Here is a 10307-nt window from a genome sequence, read left to right on the forward strand (position 1 = left end):
CTAATTTAGGATGATTGCATTTACGTCATACAGCCTAGTTACACAAAGGCTTTAATTGTTTTTGGAGATGTCTAATATGGAGATATGACCATGCCAGCCTTCGCGACACCTGAAGCAAACACAACTAAGAAATTTGCAGTCTCCGTTTAAAAAAGCTGTTAGTCACAGTGGACAACAAGAATATTATTTTACTATTGATTAATAATTAGGACAGTGTTTGATGGCTTACCTATTGAGAATAACGGTTTCACCGATCTCAGTACGATCGCAACGCTTGCCGAAGCACACTAGAGACCCACGATAAATCAAGGGTTTCAGACTATGACCTCAAAACGGTCGGGAATCTGGAAAAAGCACAAAGTATATGTATAAATATAAAGTTAATTGTCAGCTTTCTTGAAAGTGCGATCGCGTCCGCTCCATTTGAGATAAAATACTTATAAAGAGTGTTTATTTCTAAATAAATTTCCACTATTAGGAATGTGACCAGTATGGAAGTAACCGAGCTGCTCAAAGAATACGAAAATGGAAACAGAGACTTTGCTGACGCAAACCTCAGCGGAGCAAACCTCAGCGGAGCTATGTTGGTCGGCGTCAACCTTTCGAGGGCTAACCTGTCGGGAGCTAACCTGAGTCGGGCGCATCTCACCAAAGCAGAACTCAACGACGCAAACCTTTACAGGGCAAATCTGAGTTTTGCCAAAATGGGCCAAGCCAGACTAGCAGACGCAGAGCTTACAAAAGCCAATCTCAGCGGAGCTTTCCTCGTCAAAGCAAAACTGCCCAGGGCAAAGTTGAGTGGCGCCCAACTCATCGGTAGCAACCTGCGGAGCGCCATCCTCTGGAACGCCAATTTGTGTACAGCCGACCTGCAATTCATCAATCTGCGGGGCGCTAACCTCACGGGAGCTAACCTCAACTGGGCCAACTGCGGAGGGGCAAAACTCAGCGGTGCAAAGCTTTTTGGCGCTCAACTAACAGGCATCTATCTCAGGAAAGCTTACATCAATGGCATCGACCTGAGCAGGACGGATCTCAATGGCGTCAACATGAGCGAAGCCAAACTAAACGGGGTAAACCTGGAAGGCTCTAACTTGTTAGCTGCCAATCTCAGCGGGGCTCAGTTGCGGGGCGTCAAGTTGATGGGAGCAGATTTAACCAGGGCAAATCTGGTGGGAGTTTCTTTGGTGCAGGCAAACCTCGATTGGGCTAGGCTGTGCTATGCAGACTTGAGCGAAGCCGACTTGAGCGGGGCAACGTTCACGGGAGCCAACTTTGAGGGTACTCAGTTAGCCGGATCAACCATGCCCCCATCTATGAGCAATGATGTCTACTTAACTGCAGCACGTGGTGTCGCAGCTTAGGCAAGGTCAAAAATTAATTTCGCATCCGAGTAGACGACTCTCGCATGGGTTTAACTTTTGATGCAGACATCATTACTTTTGTGAGAGTGTTGCACCGGCAAGAAATTTACTGATATTTGCGAGAGTTTGTAGCATCACAATTGAGTTCACCCGATTAATTTCGCGACTCGCAAAGCAGAGGTAATGGCTCCTTCGTGCAAACCATCCCCCAAATAAGCTCCCGCATGATAAGTGTGGTTCTCGCCATTAGTCTCGATAACTTCATCTCGATATCGAAAAGACTCCACAGTGTACAGCGGCGTGTGATGTTTCTGAATGTGAATAATGTGCTTTTGGGCGATCGACTCCTGCAGTTGAAAAGCTAAACTGTACTCTCGTGGCGAGGAGATGCCGCAAAGCTGATTCAAGCTCGCATTATATCCCCATCCCTTCTCCGTCTCGAAAAAATCAAATTCTGATAACTTGCGGATACCGTAGCGATCGTACATCGATGTATCCGAATGCAGTACAGTGGTTGCATAATTGGCTTTCCACGCCGAAAACCGCTTCGTTTCCGCCTCCGTCGGATCAGACAATAGCCTCATAACTTGATCGGGTGGCATCGCAAAAACGACCTTATCAAATTCCTGGATTTCCCCATCAGAAAGCACGATTTTTACAGCATCCGCACTTCTAAAAATATTGGCAATCTCCACATTTAGCCGTATATCGCCCTTAAATCGCTCCAAAATCTTTTCAATGTAAGAATACACCCCGCCTTTAATCCTCACCCAGTTGACCGAGGCATATTCGCGCAAAACAGGCATCGCTAATTCCGCCGGAAAATTGTCGAGTAATTCAAACGGTATCGAGTAGCTATACATCGTCAGCAACTTCAGCCAATAATTGCGGACGCACGAGCTTTTCAAAGACTCCGAAAGCGGCACATCGTAGAAATCGTGCTGTTTAGCAAACCGCATTTTTAAAATAAACCCCGCCGAACGAGCGTAGAGACTATCAAGCCGCAAATACTCGCTCAGACGTTGGATTCCGGTGAAATTCTTTCGGATAGAGACCGCAGACAAAAAGTGAGTGCCATCTTTAAAAAACAACGCTGAACCAATCTGCACGGGTTCTAATTCAACGCCGAGATCCTGCATAAAAGCCACGAAATTGTAAAACACAGTCGGAAATTCTAGCACCCCATTTTCTAATATTTCATTGCACTCAGATTGATTGGGTACAACATTTTTGTTCAGCGTCCTAATGTGTCCGCCTAAAATCGGCTGACTTTCCAACACAGTAACGTGATGCCCCTGTTTATCGAGCCAGTAGGCTGCTGCCATACCACTGGCTCCGCCCCCAACAATTGCAATTCTCATAGTTCACTCCTACTTGATAGAATGGAACATTAATCATCGAATGCTTAAGATGTGTTGAAGAAACGATCCGATCCCCCCTAACCCCCCTTAATAAGGGGGGGGACAAGAACCTTTTTCTAGCTTTCTCTCGTTGCCAGGTTGGATGTGATGCCCTTTTTATTTTTTAGTCTGCGGAGGCAGACTTCGTTTCTGTAGTAGCGATTTCAAGAGACTGTTGGCGAATTCGCAGGGGGTGTTACCCATCACCTCTGGGAGGCAGTATTTCCGTTCACTATTGGTAGTTAATGGCTATATGGTCAATTTGAAATTTAGTCTAGAACCACTATTTTTAGGGGTGAGAGGTGAAGCCCTTTATTGATTCGCCAACAGTCTCTTTCAATCGCCGAGTAACCAATTCCTCCTAGCCTAAAATCGCATCGCCGGATAAACGTTGATAAAGCAGCGCCCCCGTCCAAAATGTCGGTGCAAAGCCGGGATAGCCCGAAGAGGCGTTGCAGAAATAGAAATTGTTGAGGGATGTTTCATGATTTAGTCGATCGACTCCCATGTTGCGCGGCGTCAGGGTGGAACCGTAGGAATTACCGTTTGGACACCAACAGAAGCGCTCGTTAGTCGTCGGACTTCCGGTAATATGAAAGACCATGTGTTTGCGGAAATTCGGAACATAGTGTTTTTCCACAACATCTAAAATCGAGTCCAGAATCTCTTGTTTCTTCTGTCTGTAAGCTTTGCGATCTGTCTCCCAAAGTTGTTTAAAATAGCTGTAATTAGCAACAGTCAGAAATTCGACAATTTGACAATCTTCTGGACAATCCCGCCGCGCTTCCGTCAGTAAAGTTGGCGTTGTAATTGCAAAGCTCGGACGAGAAAAATCATTTCGATCGTACATTTGAGCAAAGGCTTCATTCAGATCCAAGTGCTCAGAATGAAACGTATTCCACTTGCCAAATCCATAGTCTCGGAGATCAATATCTTTGACAACGCAGTACACCATGTAGTTAGATGCAGAATACTCATAGTTGAGTTTCCGCCGCACTGTTTTAGAGAACAGTTCCTCTCCAATCATTTTGGCTGCTCTTTTCGGGTCAAGGTTGCAAATCACCGTGTTGCCCGTGAATTCATGGGTTTGATGGGTGGTCAAATCCATCGCTTCAACACCAGTTACTGTTCTGTTTGTCACCCTAAAATTAGTGACTTCATGGTTTAGTAGAACTTTTCCCCCGTTGGATTCAATGACATTAACTAAAGAATTGATGACAGATTCAAAATGCTGCGTCGGGTAAAATGCACCTTCTTGATAGCCTCTAAACAAGGCAATCCAAGCATAGAAAGAAAGCTGATTGGGGGGCAGCAAAAAGTCAGGCCATTGCAGGGCTAATAGGGTTTGGGCGGCTTGCGGGAGTTGGAACTTGTCGAAAACGTCCTGAAGTGTACTATTGAGATGTTGGACGGCACAGAATACGTCACCGAAGTTTTTGAGCAATTCAATTGGTTTGACGGGAGGAGCGAGTTTTTTTAGTCCTTCGCCGGTTTTCTCGACTTCGTTGACGAATTTGCGAATTCTCTCGCCCGCTTCGGGAAACAGGGCCGACAATCGGCGGATCAGTTCCTCTGGTTCGGAGGGAATATCCAGCTCATACCCCGGCATTCTCATGTGGTCGTAGCCATTCGGATCGTACCGTTCAAAGGTGACATCTCGATCGAGACCGAGTTTTTTGAGAACTCGATTGACTGTATGTCCTTCGCCGCAGTCCCAAACGTAGTGGAATTGGGCATTAAAGGTGTATTTTTTGGCCATCGTAAAGGTGTGACCAAAGCCTCCGGGGTGCTCGTGAGCTTCGAGGATGTGTACGGTTTTGCCGGAGTTTGCCATCAAAGCTCCGAAAACCAGTGCTGATAAACCACTGCCGACGATGAGGTAATCTGTTTTCATGGTAAATTTCCTCGATCGATTGAATCGGGCGATCGTTGTCTATTTAAACTAACTCTCAATTCTGAGAAAATTGTGAAGTCCAGCAACAATTTTTTGAGGCGCGCTGGTTTAAGAATGGTATTAAAGTCTGATGGCGGTTGCTGTTAAGTTTTATTAAGCTGTTGTGGATGGAACTTATAGCAGCGGAGGCGGACTGGAAAACCCGCCCCACAAGGGAAGAAACCGAATTTCTACCTTTCTACTTAGTCTTTCGGTATAGAGTCGCCTACCTAATTAGGACTATGTTAATTTGAGCGAGATGCTTATTTGTGGGGCAAAATCACATCAAAAAAAGCATCCTCCAAATCATAACCAAACATCTGCGACATCGCCATCAACTTCGATTTACTGGGAATTCCCTGCTCATTCAACCAATCAGTCAACACAAAAATTTTGTTCATCAAAAACATTTCCAAAGCTTCAGGATTGTACTGAATACCTTGGGTGCGGTGGAACTGGTGCGGCACCAACATCGCGGCATAGCGCGCCAATTCTCCCGCTTTCCAATCCAGCAAAAATGGCAGCCAAGGGTAACAAGCATCCAAGCGAATAAACCACAGCCGCACTTCGGGAATTTCCGAAATTTCTCGCGGATCTAACTCTTCGCGCGGATACTCAATTTCAAATTGTAGCTGTTGTTCGTTTTGGGCGATCGCTCCTTCGGCCAGCCACTTTTCAATCACACTCCGCACCGGAGACAAATCTAAACTGTTTATGCGATCGGCATCTATCGATATCATAATACTCATAAAAAGTCAACCCATTTTAATTTTTAGATTAATCCCACAGATGAATCCGGGAGGCGAGTACCCAATTGCTTGATTGTCAACTGTCTACCATTTAGTTATCATACCACCACCTATAAATATTTTAGCTCACTAATGACTACGAAATAATGACTAATGACTAATGACTAATTACCCATTTTTCCCAAACTTGCTATCTTGCAAAGAATTACCAATCCCCTGGATAATTCCCCGCCCAATCAAACCAATTCCTCGCCCTATAACCTGAGTCAAAACATAAACAACGCCAGCACCCAACAACGAAATAACCGCGCGAACTCTAGGTGCGATCGCATCCCTGGTTTCCAGCACCAAAGTTAAGGCTAACTGCCAGCCAGAAAGCTGTACTAACTCCAGATTTCTTGGAGCATAAATAGAAATTTTTTTAATTCCAGAATCGCCCAAAATAAACAGCCAAAACCTGCTTTCAAAAATAGCTTTCGGTTCCACAAAATATCTATCCCAGCTATATCTCCACGACAACTCATTCCGAAACCGCTCAATTTCTCGCGTCGAAATCAACTTACCATCGTAAAAAATTTGCTTGATTTCTTCAATATTTGCCAAATTATTTAGTAGAGGCTGTACCACTCCGCTAGCAACTTGAATTGCCAAATTTTCCAACAAAGCTTCAGCTCGCTGCATTGCTGCCGGGCTGCCAGCAACACAAGAAATATTGTCAACAGTTAGAGGAACTTCAAATAGCAAATGTGCAAAAAAATCAACTGTCATCGGTATTTTGTCAAGGATTTGAGCTGCAACTACATCAGCATCTGCCAGCAGTATCGGCACAACTTCTACGCCGCTACCTGCCAAGAGATAAGCAGCGCTTCCCTCTTGACTTTCTCCCAGTTTCAAGCTTGTTTGACTCCCATCAAAAACCAGATTTTCTACCGTTGGCAGTGTATAGTATCTGCCAAAAAAATCTATGATTGTCGCCTCCCACAAATCCCGTAAAATAGCAGGCATTTTTTGCGACAATTGAGTTTGCTGCACTTGCGAAAAGCGCAATTCTTCCAGCAAATCCTTTAACTTATGCAGGATGGAAGTCATCAATTCACGCTTTTTGGTCGATCGCAAAATATCGATTTCCAAAGGCAAGCCAGTCAAATTCACCAAATCAAACTGCAATTTAGCTGCCGCCGAGTCAAACAAGCTACCTTGCCAATTAGTTGCAACCACCAAAGATTCAGCCGAAACTTGGGAATTCGCTAATTGCGATTGAGAATTATTTAACAAATTCTCGCCTCTCATTTCCTCTTTCTGCCTTCGGTCTTCTATCCTCTGCTTTATGCCTTCTGCCTTCTGCCTTCTGCCTTCTGCCTTCTCCCCTTTTCCTTCCAATAAGAACTGACTGACAATCCAGCGAGCTGCCAGCAATTCTCTGCGGCGCCCGCTGAGAACAACCCCATCTAAAATAGAGGGCAAATCTGTCGGATTTGCCGCTTTAATCTCTTGCAAATCAGCTTGAACAACCGCCAAAGTTGCATCTATTTCCCGTAGTCCAGACTGACAAAAATAAGCCAGCATTTTTTTGTGTACTGGCGTATCAACTGTCGAATTATCTGCATTGTTATCGGCAATTACTGCGGAGTTTTCTACTGTTTGAACCACCGCTGCATTTAGTTCTATTTCCGAGTTCGTTGTCGCATCCGTCGCCCAATAAGTGCGACCAGATGCCACCGCGCGAATAGCTTCGATTGTCAAGGAAATATCTCTACCTTTAGGACAATAGCCATTCGCACCCGTCGCCTGTACCTGAGCCAACAGCTCTGGTGTGAGCGGCCCGCCTAGCAGCAACAGGGGGAGGTTGGGGTACAAACTTTTGAGTTCGCGACAAAAGGCCAGCGCCTCTGTTTGGCCCGATCGCAAATTTAAAGTCTCAACAGCCAAAATTACCAAATCTGCGGGCTTCTTGGCTGCTACCGAGTCGATCGAGCGAGATTCGAGAACCCGCAAAGCCTCGGTTGCGGTTGAAATCTCTGCAACAACTTGCAAGTCTGGATACTGCTCGCAAGCTACTCGCAGCCCCAGCCGGAAAATGGGGTCGCCCTCGATCGTCAGCACTTGGAAATTACTCACTTGATTTTAGATTTGAGATTTTAGAGAGCGATCGTGCGAAAACCCAATTACTCCGGGAGCAAATTAGCATCAGGAGGCCCAGCCGATTCAGGAATCGAGGGCGGCGCGGGTTCCGGAGCCGGAGCCGGAGGAGCAGGTTCCGGAGCCGGAGCCGGGGCCTCTTCTCTCGCGGGCGGATAGTAAGGTTCCGGCTCTGGCGCGGGCGGATAGTAAGGTTCCGGTTCCGGCTCTCTAGCAGGCGGATAGTAAGCTTCCGGAGCCGGGGCCTCTTCTCTAGCAGGCGGATAGTAAGGTTCCGGAGCCGGGGCCTCTTCTCTCGCAGGCGGATAGTAAGGCTCTGGTTCTGGCGCGTACTCCTCCTGTCGCGGAGCTGGCGCGTACTCCTCCTGTCGCGGAGCTGGCGCATACTCGCGAGCGGGTTCCGGCGCGTACTCGCGAGCGGGTTCCGGCGGCGGCGCACTGTTGGCTCTGAGTTCAGCACTCCAGCGCCCGATCGCACCTGCTGCCTCTGAATACAGCGCCCTACCGTAACCGATTTGGGAAGCCGTATCGATCGCCGCTCCTAGACTGCCTTGAGATGCCAATGCCGAAGCTCGATCAAGAATCGGTCTATCTTGAGCAACTTGCAGTTCACTCACCCACTGATAGACATTATCCTGAGCTTTCGCGTACAAAGTCCTACCGCTCTTAATTGCCGAAGCTTTTTCAATAGCAGCACTAAGTTTTCCTTGCTTCGCCAGGGCGATCGCTTCATCCAAAAAAGGCTGATCTTGAATAACTTCTATACGTTTCGTCCACTGAGCCAAGAGAGTTTGCGCTTCTATCCTGCGGGGGCGGTTTTGAGCAACCAGGGCTAACTGAGCCATACCGCCCTTGAGTCCTTCAACCGTCTGCGGTTCTGCCAACTGCTTCGCCAAAGTCAGAAAAGATTGGTCTTCGATCCGCTGAATTTCCCGACGCCAAGCAGCCACCAAAGTTTGAGCGTGAACGCGCCGTGGCTGCTTAAGTCCAATGGTTTGCGCTTGCTCGATCGCGAGTCCAAACGTTCCTATCTGACCGACACTAGCGATCGTACTCGCCACTTGCAGCCGCAGCAAATCTTGAAACTGCACCTGCAAATTTTCAATTTGAACTTGAGCTTGCTTGTACAGAGGGCGACCTGGAGCTATTTTGCTAGCAGCCCCCTGCCCTTCAAGCAAGCTAAAAATGTGTTGTGGCAGCGGAGTTGATATCGACTGGTTCCACGTCACTGCCTGAGCTCTACCCAACTGCATCAAATCTTGAGCTTCCGCAAACAGTAGCGAATCCTGTGGCACAACAGAAGCAGCCTCGATCGCCCCCGGCAGGTCTTTCGCCCCCAACCGCTTAGTAGCCATTGCCAGCAAAGTCCGGCTCCAGCCCTCAATTTCCTTCTCAGCTTTAGCGCGGGCAAAAAGCTGCGAGTCTATTTTGCGAGCCAGGACGATCGCCTCAGCGAACTTTTGCGGAGTCTCGTCCTTCGCCAAATCTCTAGCCTCTTCCAAGCGCTGCCAGCCGTTTCTTTCCAAAGAAATCTGCTGGATCAGCTCGTTGTACCGCTTTTGACTCCAGAAAACATTTTCCAGCTTGAACAAAGCTTGAGCATAATCCCAAGCCTTCCTTAAATCCTCACTTTTCAAAGCTGCTAGGGCTGTATCGTAGAGTTTTTGGCCCTCCTGCCAATTTTTTTCCCAAGCAGTCACAGCCTCCTGTACCTCTGGGTAAGACGGACTGGTTTTCGGAATTTTCGCCACAATCTCCAGAGCGCCTTTCAAATCGCCCCTCTCAATTTTTGCCCTGGCAAATCCCAGAATGGCTTTCGACCATTCCCCTATCAAATGTTGACCTTGCGAGTATAGCGGATGTTCTTTCGGCCAAGCCTGCACCAGTGCCATTGCCGATTCTAGCTGTTCTAGCTTGCCCGACTTAGCGGCTTGCTGAGCGCAGTAAAGTCGCTCTCCGTCCGCCGCCAACGGCGACAGTTGCTGGCAATTGGGCGGCGGCGGCATCGTCAGTAACCACAGAAATGCAGCGGCCCCCGTTACTCCAAATCCCACCAGGAGACTCAGCCAGATTAGCTGCCACTGCCAAAAAGTTCTTTTCCCCTCGGTCGGCAGCGCCGTTACTGAGGAACTCGCATCGCCTGTCGCCTCTGCACTGAACTGTGCCGTCGGTTTGAGGGATGGGTTGTATTGCGGTGGTGTGTGGAATTGGTCAGATTGTCGTCTCGCCATTACTTCAGCTTGTCCTGTAATGCGCACTCTTCACGTGACACTCCCACATCAAATCATAGATTGTGATGTCGGCTTCTGACTCCTGTTAAGGAGATCGAGAACTTCCTTCAAGGTACTGGCAATCTTTCCCTCTACGGCGTTTTATAGTGAGGTTTGTGTCTGGCCCCACTGGTTGCTTCCGAGTATTTTAGGCTCCCGAAGCACGTAAATCATACCAGTTATCTAACAGTTATTGACAGATCCCGGGGCCGTTTAGCAGAAAAAACAGTATAAAGCCCCGTCAGTCGAGCAATTTTAGATTTTAGATTTTAGATTTTAGATTTTAGATTTGACTCCACAGATGGATTGGGGGAGCGATTAAACTAAGGTCTAATATTAAATCCGGGTCAGAAATTCCATTATCAGACTCAGCGGTTGAAAGAGACTGTTGGCGAATCAATAAAGGGCTTCACCTCTCACCCCTAAAAATAGTGGTTCTAGACTAAATTTCA

General features: G+C 47.4%; 6 protein-coding genes. 1 reads left to right on the top strand and 5 read right to left on the bottom strand.

Annotated features, from left to right (window positions below; all coding sequences use genetic code 11):
• The first annotated feature begins 491 nt into the window (after positions 1-491).
• Positions 492-1364 (top strand): pentapeptide repeat-containing protein, encoded by an 873-nt coding sequence (locus QUA03_RS27255; RefSeq protein ID WP_333216620.1) that lies wholly within the window; start codon positions 492-494, stop codon positions 1362-1364.
• A 146-nt stretch (positions 1365-1510) separates the two neighbouring features.
• Here the strand turns inward: QUA03_RS27255 and QUA03_RS27260 are convergent, their stop codons facing one another.
• From QUA03_RS27260 to QUA03_RS27280, 5 genes are all read right to left on the bottom strand, one after another.
• Entirely contained in the window at positions 1511-2725 is a 1215-nt protein-coding gene (locus QUA03_RS27260; protein ID WP_333216622.1) for an FAD-dependent oxidoreductase, read from the bottom strand.
• Between the two features lie 400 nt (positions 2726-3125).
• The gene (locus QUA03_RS27265) at positions 3126-4658 is read right to left on the bottom strand and encodes an NAD(P)/FAD-dependent oxidoreductase (RefSeq protein WP_333216624.1); all 1533 of its coding nucleotides are present in this window, start codon (positions 4656-4658) and stop codon (positions 3126-3128) included.
• Between the two features lie 302 nt (positions 4659-4960).
• Entirely contained in the window at positions 4961-5446 is a 486-nt protein-coding gene (locus tag QUA03_RS27270) for a CRR6 family NdhI maturation factor (protein WP_333216626.1), read from the bottom strand.
• Positions 5447-5614: 168 nt separating this feature from the next.
• The gene (locus tag QUA03_RS27275; RefSeq protein ID WP_333216628.1) at positions 5615-7564 is read right to left on the bottom strand and encodes a DUF3685 domain-containing protein; all 1950 of its coding nucleotides are present in this window, start codon (positions 7562-7564) and stop codon (positions 5615-5617) included.
• Between the two features lie 47 nt (positions 7565-7611).
• Positions 7612-9816, bottom strand: a complete 2205-nt coding sequence (locus tag QUA03_RS27280; protein ID WP_333216630.1) for a hypothetical protein — start codon at positions 9814-9816, stop codon at positions 7612-7614.
• Between the last annotated feature and the right edge of the window lie 491 nt (positions 9817-10307).

Source organism: Microcoleus sp. S36b_A4 (assembly GCF_036700645.1).
Taxonomy (GTDB): Bacteria; Cyanobacteriota; Cyanobacteriia; order Cyanobacteriales; family Microcoleaceae; genus Microcoleus.